This is a genomic window from Burkholderia sp. Tr-20355 (genome assembly GCF_017104685.1).
Taxonomy (GTDB): domain Bacteria; phylum Pseudomonadota; class Gammaproteobacteria; order Burkholderiales; family Burkholderiaceae; genus Burkholderia; species Burkholderia seminalis.
The window spans coordinates 17753-35118 of record NZ_JAAGPK010000028.1 but is presented as its reverse complement, the minus strand read 5'-3'; the positions used below and the strand labels follow the sequence as shown (position 1 = coordinate 35118).

The window sequence follows — 17366 nt, the reverse complement described above, 5'->3', positions numbered from 1 at the left end:
GCGTGCGGGCCTTTTTATTGCGCGCGTCGCACCGCCGCAAGCGGCCTATCTCACTTTTTTGTGACGGGCGAATGCACGCGCGGGAAAAGCAGGTCTATGATGGAGACTAAACGACAGTACGGGCGCCAAGACGCTGGCTGTGTCGATCATGGCGAGCAGGTCGACGGGAGACATTGATCGTCGTACTGCACGAATGCAGCATTTTCGTGTGCTATAAAGGATCGACATGCGGCGTACATAGCCGGGAGTGGGTCGCATGAAAGTGCCGCATTTCTTGCAATTGTTTTTGAGGCGAGTGTTTATGTCCTTCCCGAAAAAACGTCGGCGTGCGCAACAGGATGGCCAGGAGTCGTTCCTCGCGGTCTTGCGCCACTCGAAACCGTTTGCGCAACTCGACACCAAGATTGCCCGCGCCCGTGCGCAGGACGAACCCGTCCTCTATGCGCACGTGCTGCCCGGTCTCGACGTGCTCTTGTGCAGCGTGCGCGGTGCCCAGCCGCCCTATCCGGCGATCGCGGAGCTGCGCAAGCGCTGCATCGAATCGATCGCCAACGCGCTCGAGCAGCCGCTCGACGGCCTCGAAAACGGCGGCTACTGGTACGAGGCGAACGGCTTCGGCTTCCTCGTATTCGCGAGCCGCGCGCGAGCGCGCATCCTGCCCGAGTTTGGTGCAGGCACGAAAGCGAGCCTGCGCGGCGGGCTCGGCCGCCAGAACGCCGGCGACACGACACCCCGCTCGCTCGGCTGATTCGCCAGCCATTCGATGGGCCGCCTCCGGGCGGCCCATCTGTCATTCACGCGCTCCGCTTGCCCGTCACGATGCCTGGCCGCGGCCGTTGCCCGGCCGCACGATGTCGATGAACGCGGCGAAATCCGCGCCCGCGAGCCCCTGCGCGGCACCGAGCCGCAGCACCTGCTGGACGGTGGCCGACACGGGCATCACCGCGCCCGTGTCGCGCGCGGCATCGGCAATCGCATCGACATCCTTCTGGAACGTGCCGAGCGCGCCGATCGGCGGATGACCGCCCGACGTCATGCGCGGCACGAACGTCTGCAGCAGCACCGAGTCGGCCCAGCCGCCGGCCAGCGCCTCGGCCAGGCGAGCGGCGTCGATGCCGCTCGCCTGTGCGAGACCGACGGCCTCGGCGATCGCCGTGACCGTCGCGGTGACGATCGCCTGGTTGCACAGCTTCGCCGTCTGGCCCGCGCCCGCGTCGCCCATGTGCGTGACACGCGACGCGTACGAGTCGATCAGCGGCCGCACCGCGTCGAGATCGGCCGCGCGGCCGCCCGCCATCACCGCGAGCGTGCCGGCCTGCGCGCCCGGCACGCCGCCGGACACCGGCGCATCGACCCAGCCGACCCCAAGCGCGGCCGCGCGCGCCGCGTAGTCGCGCGTCGCCGCGGGCGGAATGCTCGAATGATCGACGATGCGCAGCAGGCGGCGCGCCGCCGCGTCACCGGAGAGCAGCCCGTGCTCGCCGAACACGACGTCGCCGACCGCACGGCCGTCGAGCACGCACACGAATACCGTCTCGACACGTTCGGCCAGTTCGCGCGGCGTGCCGGCCACCTGCGCACCGTCCCCGACCAGCGCCTCGGCCTTGTCGCGCGAGCGGTTCCACACGCTGACGCGGTGCCCCGCCGCCAGCAAATGCCGAATCATCGGCGCGCCCATCAATCCCGGTCCGCAAAATCCGACTTCCACGATGTTCCTCGTCTCCAATACGGGTTGCACTTGCCGCCCATCATACCTATCACTCAAGAAGCCGGGCACGCGCGGCACCGCTTCGGGACCGCGGCTTGCACCGGCAATACGGACCGATATCCCAGGGAGCGCATCATGAGCGACCACGTGTACAAGATGATCGAGCTGACCGGTTCGTCGCGGCAATCGAGCGACGACGCGATCCGCAACGCGATCTCGAAAGCCGGCAAGACGCTGCACAACCTGCACTGGTTCCAGGTGACCGAAACGCGCGGCCACATCGAAGGCGACCAGGTCGTGCACTGGCAGGTCACGCTGAAGGTCGGCATGCGCATCGACGACTGACGCATCCGTCGCCTCACCCGCCGCGTCGCGATCCGGATCCGCGCAATACAGACCCGCGCGGCGCGGCGCGTCCCGCATTTCACCTCGTTCGGGCCCCTTGTCGCGGCCCGACCGGCGGGTAGCCGCGGGTATCCATCTCTTGACGCTGCTTTTCGTTCATATTAAAAACGATATACCCACCCCATCCCTCGATCAGCCCAGCCATATAAACCGGAGATAACATGAGTCAGCAACGCGAGGCGATCGACACGTACCTCTTGCGCGTCTTGCACACCTTGTTGATGGAGCGCAGCGTCACGCGCGCGGCCGTCAAACTGAACCAGTCGCAACCGGCGATCAGCGCCGCGCTGCGACGCCTGCGCGACATCACCGGCGATCCGCTGCTGGTGCGCGGCAAATCCGGCATGGTGCCGACCGAATACGGGCTGCGCCTGCTCGAGCCCGTGCAGAACGCGTTGCGTGAAATCGAGCGCATCAAGTTCCAGCAGCACAACTTCGACCCGGCCACGTCGATCCGCTGCTACCGGATCGGCTGCCCCGACTACCTCAACGTGCTGTTCGTGCCGACCGTCGTCGAGCGTTTCCGCCTGGCCGCGCCGAACGCGACGCTCGAGTTCCATTCGCTCGGCCCGGCGTTCGACTACGAGCTCGCGCTGGAAGACGGCAAGCTCGACATCGTCGTCGGCAACTGGCCCGAGCCGCCCGAGCAGCTGCACCTGTCGAACCTGTTCGTCGACGAAATCGTCTGCCTGATGAGCAACACGCACCCGTTCGCGAAGCGCGGCGGGCTCACGCTCGACCAGTACCTGAACGCGCCGCATCTGGCGCCGACGCCGTACTCGGTCGGCCAGCGCGGCGCGATCGACGTGCATCTCGCGCGCGAGCGGCTCAAGCGCCACGTGGTCGTCACGCTGCCGTACTTCAACCTCGCGCCGTACGTGCTCGTGAAGTCGGACCTGATCTTCACGACCACGCGCCTGTTCGCCGATCACTATGCGAAGTTCCTGCCGCTGTCGGTCGTGCCTGCGCCGCTCGACTTCCCGCCGATGCAGTACTACCAGCTGTGGCACGAACGCTGCCATTACTCCGACGAAGTGCGCTGGCTGCGCGGCCTCGTCGCCGAAGCCACCCGCACGCTGATCGAGCCGTAACGGCACGCGCGGCACGCGCCGCCGTCGCGCGCCGCGGCCGCTCAGGGCGCGACGACGGCCGGCGGCACGCCCCGTCGGGCGGCGGCCGCCCGACGTCGGTCCCGCGTCAGCGCGAGGCCTCGACGAGCGCGTGCGCCAGCGCGTTGTGGCGCTCGATGACGGGCGGCAGATCGAGCGTCGCCAACCGCCCTTCCCGCACCACCACCTTCCCGTTCACCACCGTGTAGGCCGTCTGCGACGGCGCGCAGAACACGAGCGCCGCGACCGGATCGTGCAGCGCGCCCGCGAACAGCGGCTGGCGCAGGTCGAACGCGGCGAAGTCCGCGGCCATGCCGGGCTTCAGCGCGCCGATGTCGTCGCGGTTCAGCACCTTCGCCCCGCCGAGCGTCGCGATCTCGAGCGCTTCGCGCGCGGTCATCGCGTCGGGCCCGAACCCGACCCGCTGCAGCAGCAGCGCCTGCCGCACTTCCGCGACCATCTGCGCGCCGTCGTTCGACGCGGAGCCGTCGACGCCGAGGCCGACCGGCACGCCCGCGAGACGCATCTTCTTCACCGGCGCGATGCCCGACGCGAGCCGCATGTTCGAGCACGGACAGTGCGCGACGCCCGTGCCGGTGCGCGCGAACAGGCCGATGCCCGCGTCGTCCAGCTGCACGCAGTGCGCATGCCACACATCGTGGCCGACCCAGCCCAGATCCTCCGCATATTCGGCCGGCGTCATCCCGAACTTCTCGCGGCTGTAAGCAATGTCGTTGACGTTCTCCGCGAGGTGCGTGTGCAGCGACACACCGTATTCGCGCGCGAGCACGGCCGCATCGCGCATCAGGTCGCGGCTCACGGAGAACGGCGAGCACGGCGCGACCACCACGCGCAGCATCGCGTAGCGGCCTTCGTCGTGATAGGTTTCGATCAGGCGCTGCGTGTCGCGCAGGATGTCGGGCTCGCGCTCGACGACCGAATCGGGCGGCAGCCCGCCGTCGCGTTGCCCGACGCTCATCGCGCCGCGGCTCGCGTGAAAACGCATGCCGATCCGCCGCGCGGCGCCGATGCTGTCGTCGAGCCGGCTGCCGTTCGGGTAGATGTACAGGTGATCGCTCGACGTCGTGCAGCCCGACTGCAGCAGCTCGGCCATCGCGGTCAGCGTCGACACCTCGATCATCTCGGGCGTCAGGTGCGCCCAGATCCGGTACAGGTTCGTGAGCCAGCCGAACAGTTCGGCGTTCTGCGCCGCGGGCACCGCGCGCGTGAGGCTCTGGTACATGTGGTGATGCGTGTTCACGAGCCCCGGGATCACGAGGTGGCCGCGCAGGTCGAGCACTTCGTCGGCCGTGTCGGGCAGCTCGGCGGTCGGGCCGACCGCGACGATCCGGTTGTCTTCGATGTAGAGCCCGGCATCGCGCAGTTCGCGGCGCGTGTCGTCCATGGTCACGAGCACGTCGGCGTGCTTGACCAGCAGGGTGGTCGGGCGGGATGAGGTGGGGTTCGGCGCGCGTGCGCCAGCGTGCTGCTCGAGGTTCATGCGTTCTCCGCGTCGGTCTGCCTCCAGGCGCTGCCTGGAGGCGGTCACACAGCCGTTCGAACGCTGAATCGCGGCACGCCCCGGTGCCTGCGTCCGTTCGAACGCCCTGGCCCGGTTACCCGGCGTGCTCGCCGTCTTCGGGGTACGCGCGGGCCACGGGCCGACGCGCACGGCGGGAGGATCGCCCACGCGCGCGCCGCGCACAATGCGCGAACCGGAATACCGTACCTCAGGGTTTCGATATGGTACGCCGCCCGCGGCGCCGCCCGGCGCCCGAAACCGGGCCGGCAGCCTTGCCCGGCGGGCCGTCGACAGCCGCTCATGCTCGGCGCATTATCTTCGATATCGCGCACGTATTTGCACGGGGAACCTTTTTACAATGCCTGCACGGCGCTCGCTTCAATCTCGCCGACGGGTATGTAGCCACGTGTGACGTGGAGCCTCGATCCGCCGCATAGTCAATGGATCGGGTCGCCGCCGAACCTCGCATTCACACAAGGACACAACGAATGGGAAAGCTCACTACCCACGTACTCGATACGGCGCACGGCCGTCCCGGCGCGGCCATCAAGGTGGACCTCTACGCGCTCGACGGCGAATCGCGCCGCGCGATCAAGACCGTGCTGACCAATAGCGACGGTCGCTGCGACGAACCCCTGCTCGAAGGCGCCGCGCTCGCCACCGGCGAATACGAACTCGTGTTCCATGCCGGCGACTACTTCGCGGCGCTCGGCGTGAAGGTGCCCGAACCCCGCTTCGTCGACCGCGTCGTGCTCCGCTTCGGCATCGCCGACGCCGGCTCGCACTACCACGTGCCGCTGCTCGTGTCGCCGTGGTCGTACAGCACCTATCGCGGCAGCTGACAGACGAATCAGCGCCCGCATCGAACAAACGAATTGAGTCTGGAGGAGTTTCATGGAAGGCTTCATCACCGACTGGCTGAACCTCGCGCTGCGATGGCTGCACGTCATCGTCGCCATTGCGTGGATCGGCGAGTCCTTCTATTTCGTCGCGCTCGACAACAGCCTGAAACCGCCGACCGACGCGAACCAGCGCAAGCGCGGCGTGTTCGGCGAGCTGTGGCACGTCCACGGCGGCGGGTTCTACAACATGCAGAAGTACACGGTGGCCCCGCCGGAAATGCCCGATGACCTGCACTGGTCGAAGTGGCCGTCGTACACCACCTGGCTGTCGGGCTTCTCGCTGTTCTTCGTGCTGTACCTGCTCGCGCCGAACACGTACCTGATCGACAAGAGCGTGCTCGACATGGGCCCGGTGGTCGCCGTCGCCTCCGCGCTCGGCTTCCTCGCGGCCGGCTGGATCGTCTACGACTCGCTGTGCCGCATCCTCGGCACCAACGACCGCGTGCTCGGCATCTGCGTCGGCCTCTACGTCGTCGTCGCCGCGTACCTCGCGTGCCACATCTTCTCGGGCCGTGCCGCCTACCTGATCGTCGGCGCGATGCTCGCGACGATCATGTCGGCGAACGTGTTCTTCGTGATCATCCCCGGCCAGCGCAAGATGGTCGACAAGATGCTCAAGGGCGAGGAACCGAACCCGATCTACGGCAAGCGCGGCAAGCAGCGTTCGGTGCACAACACGTACTTCACGCTGCCGGTCGTGTTCGCGATGCTGTCGAACCACTATGCGATGACGTACACGAACAAGTTCAACTGGGTCGTGCTCGTGCTGATCATGCTGGCCGGCGCGCTGATCCGCCAGTTCTTCGTGATGCGCCACCGCGGCAAGCAGTTGTGGTACCTGCCGATCGGCGGCGTCGCGCTGCTGTCGGGCGCGCTGGTGTGGACGATGCCGAAGCCGGTCGCACCGGAAGCGCAGGCCGCGAACGCGCCGAAGATCGCGATCAACGACATCATGCCGATCCTGCAGCAGCGCTGCGTCGAGTGCCACTCGTCGAAGCCGACGCTGATGGGCAGCGCTCCCGCAGGCGTGATGTTCGACACGCCGGACGAAGTGTCGAAGAACGCGCAGCGTATCTACGAACAGGCCGTGCGCCTGAAGGCGATGCCGATCGGCAACGTCACGCACATGACCGATGACGAGCGGACCAAGCTCGCCGCCTGGTTCGAGGGTGGCGCGGTCAAGTAAGCCGCCGTGCGCCGGTCGCCGGCGCGATCCTCTCCGTTCGCGGGCCCGGTGACGGGCCCGTTTTTTTCATGCGCCGCGTGCGCCGCATGCACTTCGGGCACTAGCCGCGCATCGCGTCGCGCTGCAGGGCAACGAGCGCATCGCGCGCGCGCGGGCCGTCGTCGACCGGTACGAAGATGTGATCGTGGCATGCGGCGGCCATCACGTTGCAGCTGATGCCGGCCGCGCCGAGCGCCCGCGCGAAGGCGGCCGTGAGACCGACGGCCGCGAGATCGGAATGGACGGTGAGCGTGATCCATGCGGCGCGGAACAGCACGGGCCAGCCGCGACGTGCTGCCGTTGCCTCTTCGACCACGACCGTCAGCCCTTCCGCTTCGCGGAACGTCGCGATGACTTCGGATAACGATACGTCCGCACCGGTCGGCAGCGACACGAAGGCGAACGCGCCCGGATGCAGTTCGGGTTGCATCGTCCGTAGCAGGACCCTGAGGTCGTTTTCAGGTTGGCTCATCGAAGGGGCACGTCCGGCGCCGGACGTCGTGCGGTGGTAATCCGGGCACGATAGCACGCACGACGACGCGCTACGCGTGCTCCATCGCCGCTTCGTCCGCGAGCCAGTCGCGCAACGCGACGATGCGCGGATCGTCCTGCGTGTGCGCCGGATACACGACGTGATACGCGAGCCCCGGCGCCACCTCGACGTTCACGTCGAACAGCCGGACGAGGCGCCCGTCCGCGAGATCGCGCGCAATCATGTGCGGCTCCGCCAGGCCGATCGTCGTACCGTCGATCACGGCCTGCACGACGTGGCTCGAATCCGGAAACGCAACGCACCGGCTGTCGTCGAAACCGTCGACGCCGGCGGCGGCCATCCACGCCGACCAGCGCGGCCAGGTCACGCCGTCGACTTCGCAGTCGGCGTGGCAAAGCGTGTGGCGCAGCAGGTCGCGCGGCTTGCGCAACGCGGGGCCGGCCGACACCAGCGCGGGGCTGCAGACCGCGACGACCGATGTGCCGAACAGGCGCTGCACGCACGCGTCGCGATAACGCCCGGTGCCGAAGCGGATCGCGACATCCACGTCGTCGCCGTCGAAATCGCGCAGCCGGTCGGTGATGTCGAACGTCAGTTCGAGCGCCGGATGCGCGGCCTTGAAGCGCGGCAGGCGCGGCAGCAGCCAGTGCGTCGCGAAGCGCGCGCCGACCGACACGCGCAGCTCCGCCCGCTCGCGCGCGATGCGCCGTGCCCGCGCGGTCGCGTGCCGCAGGCCCGCCAGCGCATCGGCGGCGGCCGCAACCAGCACCGCGCCGGCCGGCGTCAGCCGGATGCTGCGGCTCGTCCGGACGAACAGTTCCAGGCCGAGTTGCGCCTCGATTTCCTTGATCTGGTGACTGACGGCGGCCGGCGTCAGCCCGACCTCGTCGGCCGCCCGCGAAAAATTCAGGTGCCGCGCCGCCGCCTCGAACGTCCTCAGCGCGCGCGTGCCAGGCCACATGCGTTCCATCGATCTTCAAACAGAATTTGACGACCGTTCCAAAACTACTCGTTTTTCACGACACCATCAATCGGCAAACAATAGGTTTTCTTGAAGATGCCGCGCCGCCCCGCGCCCGCGGCCAACCTGGAGATTCGCCGATGACCGCTGCACCGTTCCCGTCCGTCGCCCACATCAACGGCGTGGCCGCCACACCCGATGCGCTTGCCGCGCTGGCTTTCGCGGGCCACGCACATTTCACCGCGATGCAGGTTCGCGACGGCCGCGTACGCGGCCTTGACCTGCACCTTGCACGGCTGCGCGATGCATCGAACGCGCTGTTCGGGCATGCGCTGCCCGATGCACGGATTCGCGCGTTCCTGCGCGCCGCGCTCGATCGTGCGCCGTCGGCGCTGTCGCTGAGCGCGACCGTCCATGCGACGACCGGCGAATTCGCCGCGCCGCGCGACGACGAAGCGCTCGACGTGCTGATCCGCACCGCCGCGCCGTCGTCGGGGCCGGCCGGCCCGCTCGATCTCGCGCTGTTCGAACACGAGCGCGTGCTGCCGGACATCAAGCACGTCGGCGAAGTCGCGAAAACGCACTTCCTGCGCCGTGCGGCGGCGCAAGGGTTCGACGACGCGGCGTTCATCGATCGCCGTGGACGCATCAGCGAAGGCTCGATCTGGAACATCGCGTTCTGGACCGGCGACGCGCTCGTGTGGCCGGTGGCCGGCATGCTCGGCGGTGTCACGATGGGCATCCTGCGGCGGCAGCTGGCACGTCTGGGCATCGTACAGCACGACCGTGAAGTGACGCCGGCCGACCTGCCGTCGATGGCCGGCGCCGTCGTGATGAATTCGTGGACGCCGGGCATCGCCGTGCGCCGGTTCGGCACGGCGACGCTGCCCGATTCGCCGTCGCTGGCCGCACGACTGCATCGCGCGTATGAACAGGAGCCGCCCGTCGCGCCGTGATACGCACGCGCCCCGCTCACGCATCGGCCGACTCCGGCAGCCGTGCGATCGCCTTGATCTCGAACTGGAAACCGTACAGCCAGGTCACGCCGACGGCGGTCAGCGCCGGATGCGGTGCATCGCCCCAGTATTCGGGGACGATCGTCCAGATCCGTTCGAACGTCTCCTCGGGATCGACGAGGAACACCGTCACGTCGACGACGTCGTCGAACGTGCAGCCGGCCGCGCGCAGCACCGCATTCAGGTTGTCGAACGCGCGGCGGACCTGCGCGCCCAGCTCCGGCTCGGGCGAACCGTCGTCGCGGCTGCCGACCTGCCCGGACACGAACAGGAAGCCGTTCGCGCGCACCGCCGGCGAATAGCGATTGCGGTCATACAGCGCCCGGCGACCGGGCGGAAAAACTACGCTACGCTTTGCCATTCAACCCCTCCATCGGTCGGTGGGGCGTCGCCGCCCCGGTCTCAACGATGAAGGCACTTTAAGGACCGTTGCACGGCGGATAAACCGGCAACCTTGTCCAACACTGTTTGCGCGCGCCAAACAATGTCCGGGCGCCGCGGAGTCCTGACCCGATGGATCGATTCGACGCAATGCAGGCGTTCGCCCGCGTGGTGGAGGCCGGCAGCTTCACGAAGGCAGCCGACACGCTGCACATGAGCCGCACCACCGTCACGCAACTGGTGCAGCAACTCGAGGCGCGGCTGCGCGTGAAGCTGTTCCACCGCACGACCCGCAAGGTCGTCGTCACGGCCGACGGTGCCGCGTACTACGAGCGCGTCGTGCGGCTGCTGGCCGACATGAACGATGCCGAAACGAGCCTGTCCGCCGCGTCGGCGTCGCCGACGGGGCGGCTGCGCGTGGACGTGCCGACCCCGCTCGCGCGCCTGATCCTGATCCCCGCGCTGCCCGCGTTCCACGCGCGCTATCCGGACATCCAGCTCGACATGGGCGTGAGCGACCGCGTGGTCGACGTGATCGGCGAGAACGTCGACTGCGTCGTGCGCGGCGGCGAGCCGGCCGACCGCTCGCTGATCGCGCGCCGCATCGGCGACCTGCGGCTCGGCGTATACGCATCGCCCGCTTACCTCGCGCGCGCCGGCACACCGACGCACCCGGGCGAACTCGAAGGCACGCATCACCGCATCGTCGGCTTTCTGTGGGCGCGCACCGGCAAGGCACTGCCGTTTGCGATGGCGCGCGACGGCGAGCAGATCACCGTACGCGGCCGCTACGTGCTCGCCGTCGACGACGGCAATGCGTACCTCGAAGCCGGCCTCGCCGGGCTCGGCATCCTGTGGCTGCCCGACTACATGGCCGCCGCGTATCGCACGCGGGGCGAACTCGTACCGCTGTTCGAGCCATGGCAACTCGAACCGATGCCGATGTACGTCGCATTCCCGCCGAACCGCCACGTCAGCGCAAAGCTGCGCGTGTTCGTCGACTGGGTCGCCGACCTGATGGCCGAGCATGCGCCGGTCGCGAACCGTCGTCGCGGCGGCGGTTCGCGCGACGCGCGCAAGGCCGTGTTGACCTGAGTCGCGACAAAGCGAGCGCACATAAAAAAACCCGCGCATCTTGCGCGGGTTTCGGCGGGCAGGCAACGGAAGCGTCGACGACTCAGGCGGTCAGCGCATGCAGCGCCTCGTCGGTGAGCCAAAGCGATTCCTGCAGATCCTGCTCGTTCAGGTTCAGGCCGTCACCGCCGCGATCGACGACGATGAAATCGCTGACGCCGCCGAGCGCGATCAGCGGATGATGCCACACCCCCTTCGCGTAGTTGACGCCCTGCCAGCCGCTCGTCACGAACGCACGGATCTTCGCCGGATCGAGATCGCCCGCGGGCGCGACGACGACGAGATACGGCTGGTCGTTCAGCGGCACGAACGCCTGGCTGCCGAGCGGGTGCCGCTCCAGCATCTTCACTTCGAACGGCAGCGTGCGCGGCTGGCCGCGGAACAGGTTGACGAGCGTGCGGCCGCCCTCGTCCGTCACGTCGACTTTCGCGAGATCGTGAAAACGGATCGTCGTGCCGAGGTTGATCGGGATCTGCTTCGCCCCGTCCGTTTCGATCACGTCGCCGAACGGCGCGAAGGCTTCCCTGGTCAGCGGTTCGATAACGAGCGTCTTCATTTGTCGAGCGTTCCCCACAGGCGCAGGCGCGACACGCCGCCGTCCGGAATGATGTTCAGTCGCACGTGCGTGACGGGGCCAAGCGACGCGATGTCCTGTTCGAAATAGTGCTGCTTGTCCATCTGCAGTTTCTGTTCGCCGAGCAGCACCGGCCAGAACATCGACTGCGTGATCAGCGAGCTGTCCGTGCCGCCCGACACGTACGCGGCCTGGATCGAGCAGCGGTCCGGGTAGTTGCCCTTGAAGAACGCGGTATCGACTTCGATCTTGCGGATCACGCCCGGCTGCGCGAGCGCGATGATCGCCCAGTCGTTGCCCGGCTCGCGGCGGCGGCGGGTTTCCCAGCCGTCGCCCATGTTCACGCCGCGGCCCGGCAGCAGCAGGTTCGACGCGACGCCGAAGTGCTGGTTGTTCGCGGCCACGACGTAACCGCCGTTTTCCATCGCCGCGAGGTCGAACTGCTCGGTCGCGCTCGCGCCGGCCCAGTCGAGCTGCGGCTGGCCGTACACGCGCAGGCGCGCGATACCGCCGTCCGGGTAGATGTTCACGCGCAGGTGCGTGAACGCGCGTGCGTCGCTCGCTTCGACGTAGTGATGGCTGTTGCCCTGCAGCGTCGTCGACGGCACGATCTCGACCCACTCGGTCGCATGCGTCGGCGCGCCGTCGGCCACGAACGCGGCCTCGATCGACGCGGCCGGCGGGAAGTTGCCGGTGAAGTGGCTCGTGTCGATGTCGAAGCCCTTGATCACGCCCGGGCGCGCGAGCTTGACGATGCACCAGTCGTACCCCGTCGTGCGCTTGCGGCGCGTTTCCCAACCGTCCATCCACTTGCCGTGGTCGTCGTACTTGCCGGGGATGAAGACGGCCGGCTCGGGGTTCAGCATCCGGTCCTTCGGCGCGAAGAAATCGTCGCTGGCCTCGAGCGCCTGCGCACCGAGACGCGGGTCGGCAAGATTCACGTAGCGCCGCGTGAATTCGGGTGCGTTGGGATCGAGAAGCGGAACAGCCATGATGTTTCCTTGTTTCAGTGATTGCGATCCGGCCGCCGCGACGCAGCGGGCCGTGCGCGGTGTCAGGCGTCGATCAGGTCGTCGAGGCGAAAGCGCGCGATCCGGTAGATCTGGTCGAGGCTCGCGCGCAGTTCCTCGGCGCGCGAATGATTCACGCGCGACTCGAAGTTCGCGATGATGCCGTGCCGGTCATAACCGCGCACCGCGAGGATGAACGGGAAGCCGAACTTCTCGCGATACGTGCGGTTCAGCGTCAGCAGCTTGTCGAATTCTTCCTGCGTGCACTGGTCGAGGCCCGCACCGCTCTGCTCGCGCGTCGACTCGGCCGTCAGCTCGCCGCGCACGGCGGCCTTGCCGGCCAATTCCGGGTGAGCGTTGATCAGCGCGAGCTGGCGCGCTTCGCCGCCCGTTTCCACCGCGTCCGCCATCGTCTTGTGCAGCGCGTCGATGCTCGCGAACGGCCGCTCGCCCGCGGCGACCTCGGCCACCCACGGCGAATGTTCGAAGATCCCCGACAGCGCCGCGACAAATGCGCTCGGCGCCATCGTGTTCAGTTGTTCCAACGTGTAGCGCATCGCCTTCATGCTTTCCCTTCGTCTTGATGATTGGGCTGATACGGATGATGTTCACGCCAGTGACGCGCGATATCGACACGGCGCGTCACCCAAACGCGATCGTGCTTCTCGAGGTGATCGAGGAAACGCTGCAGCCCGCGGAACCGGCCCGGCCGGCCGAGCAGCCGGCAATGCATGCCGATCGACAGCATCTTCGGCGCCTCGTCGCCCTCCGCGTACAGCACGTCGAATGCGTCGCGCAGGTAGTCGAAGAAGTGATCGCCGGTGTTGAAACCCTGCGGCGTCGCGAAGCGCATGTCGTTCGTGTCGAGCGTGTACGGCACGATCAGTTGCGGCGACGTGCCGCCGCCCGACACCTTGACGTCCATCCAGAACGGCAGGTCGTCGCCGTAGTTGTCGGAGTCGTACAGGAAGCCGCCGTATTCCGCGACCAGGCGGTGCGTATTGGGGCTGTCGCGGCCGGTATACCAGCCGAGCGGACGCTCGCCCGTCACGCGCTCGATCGCTTCCATCCCGAGGCGCATGTGCTCCGCTTCGAGTTCCGGCGTCATGCTCTGGTAGTGGATCCAGCGCCAGCCGTGGCACGCGATTTCATGGCCGAGCTCGACGAAGGCGCGCGCGAGCTCCGGATGACGCTCGATCGCCATGCCGACGCCGAAGACCGTCAGCGGCATCCCGCGCTTCTCGAATTCGCGCAGGATGCGCCACACGCCGGCCCGCGAACCGTATTCGTAGATCGACTCCATGCTCATGTGGCGGTCCGGATACGCGGCCGCGCCGACGATTTCGGACAGGAACTGCTCGGAGCCCGGATCGCCGTGCAGCACGCAGTTCTCGCCGCCCTCCTCGTAGTTCAGCACGAATTGCACGGCGACGCGGGCGCGCCCCGGCCAGTTCGCCTGAACGGGATGGCGGCCGTAGCCGATCAGGTCGCGAGGATAGTTGGGATCGAGTGACATGGGTTCGAAGTACGGCGAAAGCGGGCTGAAATAATGGGTTCGCATCGACCGCGCGGCGCCGGAAGCCGGCCGCACGAGCCGATGCGATGACGGCCCAGTGTAGCGAAAACGTTCATACGCGCCCATACAGCGACGCAGATAGTGCGTGTCAGACGGTGTGTATGTGCGGTTGCGGCAAATTCGGGACCGGCTCCGCCGCCTCCCCGTCCGGCGGGCTGAAGCGGGCGAATGCGCCGTCGTAGCGCTTCGCCAGCGGCCGCGCGTAATCGCCGCGTTTCGCGGTCGCGAGGCGCAGCGCGACGAGCGCCTCGGCCCACTTGACGGCCGCCGTGACGCCTTCGACCACCGGCGCGCCGATCTGCTGCTCGATCTCGTGCGCGAACTCGGCCATCCCCGCGCAGCCGAGCACGATCGCGTCGGCGCCGTCCTCGTCGAGCGCGCGCCGGCATTCGTCGACGATGATCCGGCGCGCGGCCGAGCCCGGCCGGTCGAGTTCGAGCACCGCGACGTCGGTCGCGCGCACGTTGCGGCAGAAGCGCTTCATCCCGTAGCGCTCCGCGAGGTGCCACGCCATCCCGCAGGTGCGCGCGAGCGTCGTGACGACCGAGAAGCCCGGCGCGAGCACGCTCGCCGCATGCATCGCGGCCTCGGCGATGCCGATCACCGGCCCGTGCGCGAGTTCGCGCGCCGCGTACAGGCCCGGGTCGCCGAAGCACGCGATCACGTAGGCGTCGCAGCCGTCGCGCTCGCCCTGCGCGATCTCGGCGAGCAGCCCCGGCGTCGCGAGCGCCTCGTCGTAATAACCTTCGATCGACGGCGGCCCCATCGGCGGGCTCACCGCGACGATCTCCGTGCCCGCGGCCGCGACCTCGCGTGCGCAGCACCCCATCGCGTCGGTCATCCGCTGCGTCGTATTCGGATTGATCAGTCGGATCTTCATCGCACGCTCCTCACGCCTTCGCGCTCACGAGCAGCCGGTAGAACACAAAGCCGAGCCCCGCGCCGATGAACCAGGAAAAATTCGCGGCGGCCTGCCAGCCCGGCACCATCACGCAGACGACCGCGATCACGGCCGCCGGCAGCAGCGCGGCGAGCGCGCGGCGGTTCACGCCGCCCGTATACCAGTAGCTGCCGCTCTCCGACATCGTGTACAGGTCGTCGCGCACGAGCCGGCCGCGCTTGACGAGATAGAAGTCGGCGATCAGCACGCCGTACAGCGGGCCGATGAACGCGCCGAGCACGTCGAGCGTGTAGTGGATCACGGCCGGGTTGTTGAACAGGTTCCACGGCGTGATGAAGATCGACGCGACGGCCGCGAGCATCCCGCCCGCACGCCAGCTGATCAGCCGCGGCGCGACGTTCGAGAAGTCGAACGCGGGCGACACGAAGTTCGCGACGATGTTGATGCCGATCGTCGCGATCGTGAACGTCAGCGCGCCGAGGATCACCGCGGTCGGATGGTCGATGCGGCCGACCGTCTCGACCGGGTCGGTGATCAGTTCGCCGAACACCGGCAAGGTCGCCGCCGTCGTGATCACCGTGACGAGCGAGAACGCGAGGAAGTTGACGGGCAGCCCCCAGAAATTGCCGCGCTTCACGTCGCCGAACGAGCGGCAGTAGCGCGAGAAGTCGCCGAAGTTCAGCATCGGCCCGGAGAAGTACGACACGACCAGCGACACCGCCGTGATCATCACCGGGATCACTTCCGCGCCGTGATACTTGACGCCGCCGAGGTTGATGCCGATGTTGCGCCAGCCCGCGCGCCACACCATGTAGCCGGCGAGGATGAACATCACGACGTAGACCGCCGGGCCGGCGAAGTCGATGAACTTCTTGATCGTCTCCATCCCGTTCCAGAACACGAACGCCTGAAGCACCCACAGCAGCATGAAGCCGGCCCAGCCGACCGCCGACAGCCCGAGGAAGCCGTAGCGATGGACGTCCGCGTACGGCAGCCATTGCGGGAAGAACTTCAGCACGACGATCACGAGCGCGCTCGACGCGAGATAGGTCTGGATGCCGTACCACGCGATCGCGATCAGCCCGCGGATCACCGCCGGCACGTTCGCGCCGAGCACGCCGAAGGTCGCGCGGCACGCGACCGGATACGGCACGCCGATCTGCTGGCTCGGCCGCGCGATCAGGTTGCACAGCGCGTTCACGAGGCCGATGCCGACGATCAGCGCGATCAGCACCTGCCAGCTCGTCAGCCCGAGCGCGAACAGGCTGCCCGCGAACACGTAGCCGCCGACGCTGTGCACGTCCGACATCCAGAACGCGAAGATGTTGTACGCGCCCCACGTCTGATTCTTCAGGGGTGCCAAATCTTCGTTGTACAGACGTTCGCTGTAACCATCCGGCAGCGTCGGATCACCGCCCTCGCCGCCTTCTTTCGCCGGAAAGGCGCTCTCGTGCGCCACACTGAACTGAGCCATGACTTCTCCTTGACGCGGCCGGGCGGCCGCTCCACCGTCATCGATATCGCTCCGGATCGTCGCCCGGAGTCGGACCAGCGGCCCGCGGCAAATACCGCGGGCCTGCATTTCGCTCGTTCTGTGGCGCGCGGCCGGGTTCGCGTCGCCGCTCAGGCGCCGCCGAACACTTCGCGCAAATCGACCTGCCCTTGCGCGGGCCGGTCCAGCATCTTCAGTTCGACATGCTGCAGGTGGCGCGCCATCAGCGTCACCGCCTGCTTCGGGTCTCCCGCCTCCAGCGCGGCGAGGATCTCGTCGTGGTCGTCGCACGAGCACGGGCTGCGCCCGTGCGATTCGTACAGCGCCGACATCAGCGTCGAGCGTGCGACGAGCCCTTCGAGGCACGCGCTGAGCGTCGCATTGCCCATCAGCGTGGCGAGCGCCGTGTGGAATTCGCCCGACAGCCGGATCCACGCCGCGAAGTCGTGCCGCTCGAACGCCTTGCGCTCCTTGTCGATCAGCGCAGCGACGCCCTTCAGCCGCTTCGCGCCGGGCCCGGTTGCCAGCCGCTCGACCACCGCCAGCTCGATGATCCGGCGCATCTCGAACACCTCGTGCACGTCCTGCAGCGTCGGGCTCGCGACGAACGCGCCGCGGTTCGGCTCGAGATCGACCAGCTTGTCGGTCGCGAGCTGCGCGAGCGCCTGGCGGATCGTCCCGCGCTTCACGCCGAACACGTCGCAGAGCTGCGCCTCCGTCAGCTTCGCGCCGGGCGCGAGCCGATGCTCGAGGATCGCGGTGCGGATCCGCTCGGCGATCGCTTCGGGACCGGCTGCGCCGGACGGCTGGGAATCGGGCTCGTTCATGATCTGCATCGTGTGATGGTCCTCATCCTAGGGCGGACATAAAGATTGTCAACAATTCTTTTCCGGGATTTCGCACAATCGGCGTGCATCGACGCGACCCGGTTCGGTGCAGGATGCGCTCATTCCATGC

19 protein-coding genes are annotated in these 17366 nt (G+C 67.8%); 7 read left to right on the top strand and 12 right to left on the bottom strand.

Annotation, left to right across the window (positions count from 1 at the left end):
* Nucleotides 1–301: 301 nt before the first annotated feature.
* The gene (locus G3N62_RS10280; RefSeq protein ID WP_027784713.1) at nt 302–748 is read left to right on the top strand and encodes a hypothetical protein; all 447 of its coding nucleotides are present in this window, start codon (nt 302–304) and stop codon (nt 746–748) included.
* Between the two features lie 66 nt (nt 749–814).
* Here G3N62_RS10280 and G3N62_RS10275 read toward each other — a convergent pair whose 3' ends face one another.
* Entirely contained in the window at nt 815–1708 is an 894-nt protein-coding gene (locus G3N62_RS10275) for an NAD(P)-dependent oxidoreductase (RefSeq protein WP_034188791.1), read from the bottom strand.
* A 135-nt stretch (nt 1709–1843) separates the two neighbouring features.
* On the opposite strand from G3N62_RS10275, the gene G3N62_RS10270 reads away from it, so the two are divergent.
* A complete protein-coding gene (locus tag G3N62_RS10270) occupies nt 1844–2053 on the top strand; it encodes a dodecin (protein ID WP_006493215.1) in 210 nt (69 codons plus the stop codon).
* A 221-nt stretch (nt 2054–2274) separates the two neighbouring features.
* Nucleotides 2275–3204: a LysR substrate-binding domain-containing protein gene (locus G3N62_RS10265; protein ID WP_034188792.1), complete on the top strand. Its 930-nt coding sequence runs from the start codon at nt 2275–2277 to the stop codon at nt 3202–3204.
* Nucleotides 3205–3310: 106 nt separating this feature from the next.
* Here G3N62_RS10265 and G3N62_RS10260 read toward each other — a convergent pair whose 3' ends face one another.
* Complete coding sequence (locus G3N62_RS10260) at nt 3311–4723, bottom strand: 8-oxoguanine deaminase (protein ID WP_049030961.1); 1413 nt, start codon at nt 4721–4723, stop codon at nt 3311–3313.
* 509 nt (nt 4724–5232) lie between these two features.
* On the opposite strand from G3N62_RS10260, the gene uraH reads away from it, so the two are divergent.
* On the top strand, nt 5233–5586 hold the full coding sequence (uraH, locus tag G3N62_RS10255; protein ID WP_034188794.1) for a hydroxyisourate hydrolase: 354 nt from the start codon (nt 5233–5235) through the stop codon (nt 5584–5586).
* Nucleotides 5587–5638: 52 nt separating this feature from the next.
* Nucleotides 5639–6832, top strand: coding sequence for a urate hydroxylase PuuD (locus G3N62_RS10250; RefSeq protein WP_034188795.1), 1194 nt, complete (start codon nt 5639–5641; stop codon nt 6830–6832).
* A 100-nt stretch (nt 6833–6932) separates the two neighbouring features.
* Here the strand turns inward: G3N62_RS10250 and G3N62_RS10245 are convergent, their stop codons facing one another.
* Both G3N62_RS10245 and G3N62_RS10240 read right to left on the bottom strand, forming a co-directional pair.
* Nucleotides 6933–7343, bottom strand: a complete 411-nt coding sequence (locus G3N62_RS10245) for an ACT domain-containing protein (RefSeq protein ID WP_034188796.1) — start codon at nt 7341–7343, stop codon at nt 6933–6935.
* Nucleotides 7344–7413: 70 nt separating this feature from the next.
* Complete coding sequence (locus G3N62_RS10240) at nt 7414–8334, bottom strand: LysR substrate-binding domain-containing protein (RefSeq protein WP_124669717.1); 921 nt, start codon at nt 8332–8334, stop codon at nt 7414–7416.
* 131 nt (nt 8335–8465) lie between these two features.
* On the opposite strand from G3N62_RS10240, the gene G3N62_RS10235 reads away from it, so the two are divergent.
* Nucleotides 8466–9281 (top strand): aminotransferase class IV family protein, encoded by an 816-nt coding sequence (locus G3N62_RS10235; protein ID WP_124669718.1) that lies wholly within the window; start codon nt 8466–8468, stop codon nt 9279–9281.
* Nucleotides 9282–9297: 16 nt separating this feature from the next.
* Here the strand turns inward: G3N62_RS10235 and G3N62_RS10230 are convergent, their stop codons facing one another.
* Nucleotides 9298–9702 carry a RidA family protein gene (locus tag G3N62_RS10230; RefSeq protein WP_124669719.1) on the bottom strand — a complete coding sequence of 135 codons (405 nt, stop codon included), beginning with the start codon at nt 9700–9702 and terminating at the stop codon, nt 9298–9300.
* Nucleotides 9703–9854: 152 nt separating this feature from the next.
* On the opposite strand from G3N62_RS10230, the gene G3N62_RS10225 reads away from it, so the two are divergent.
* A complete protein-coding gene (locus G3N62_RS10225; RefSeq protein WP_049032051.1) occupies nt 9855–10817 on the top strand; it encodes a LysR family transcriptional regulator in 963 nt (320 codons plus the stop codon).
* Between the two features lie 82 nt (nt 10818–10899).
* Here G3N62_RS10225 and G3N62_RS10220 read toward each other — a convergent pair whose 3' ends face one another.
* The 7 genes from G3N62_RS10220 to G3N62_RS10190 form a co-directional block, all read right to left on the bottom strand.
* Nucleotides 10900–11412 carry an ureidoglycolate lyase gene (locus G3N62_RS10220; protein WP_034188801.1) on the bottom strand — a complete coding sequence of 171 codons (513 nt, stop codon included), beginning with the start codon at nt 11410–11412 and terminating at the stop codon, nt 10900–10902.
* Entirely contained in the window at nt 11409–12422 is a 1014-nt protein-coding gene (alc, locus tag G3N62_RS10215) for an allantoicase (protein WP_034188802.1), read from the bottom strand. Before alc ends, G3N62_RS10220 begins: the two co-directional genes overlap by 4 nt.
* 62 nt (nt 12423–12484) lie before the next feature.
* Entirely contained in the window at nt 12485–13006 is a 522-nt protein-coding gene (gene uraD, locus G3N62_RS10210) for a 2-oxo-4-hydroxy-4-carboxy-5-ureidoimidazoline decarboxylase (RefSeq protein WP_124669720.1), read from the bottom strand.
* Nucleotides 13003–13956, bottom strand: a complete 954-nt coding sequence (gene puuE / locus G3N62_RS10205; protein WP_034188804.1) for an allantoinase PuuE — start codon at nt 13954–13956, stop codon at nt 13003–13005. Before puuE ends, uraD begins: the two co-directional genes overlap by 4 nt.
* A gap of 148 nt (nt 13957–14104) precedes the next feature.
* A complete protein-coding gene (locus tag G3N62_RS10200) occupies nt 14105–14896 on the bottom strand; it encodes an aspartate/glutamate racemase family protein (RefSeq protein WP_124669721.1) in 792 nt (263 codons plus the stop codon).
* Nucleotides 14897–14906: 10 nt separating this feature from the next.
* Nucleotides 14907–16391 carry an NCS1 family nucleobase:cation symporter-1 gene (locus tag G3N62_RS10195; RefSeq protein WP_034188806.1) on the bottom strand — a complete coding sequence of 495 codons (1485 nt, stop codon included), beginning with the start codon at nt 16389–16391 and terminating at the stop codon, nt 14907–14909.
* Nucleotides 16392–16540: 149 nt separating this feature from the next.
* Entirely contained in the window at nt 16541–17245 is a 705-nt protein-coding gene (locus G3N62_RS10190) for a GntR family transcriptional regulator (RefSeq protein WP_034188807.1), read from the bottom strand.
* Nucleotides 17246–17366: the final 121 nt, after the last annotated feature.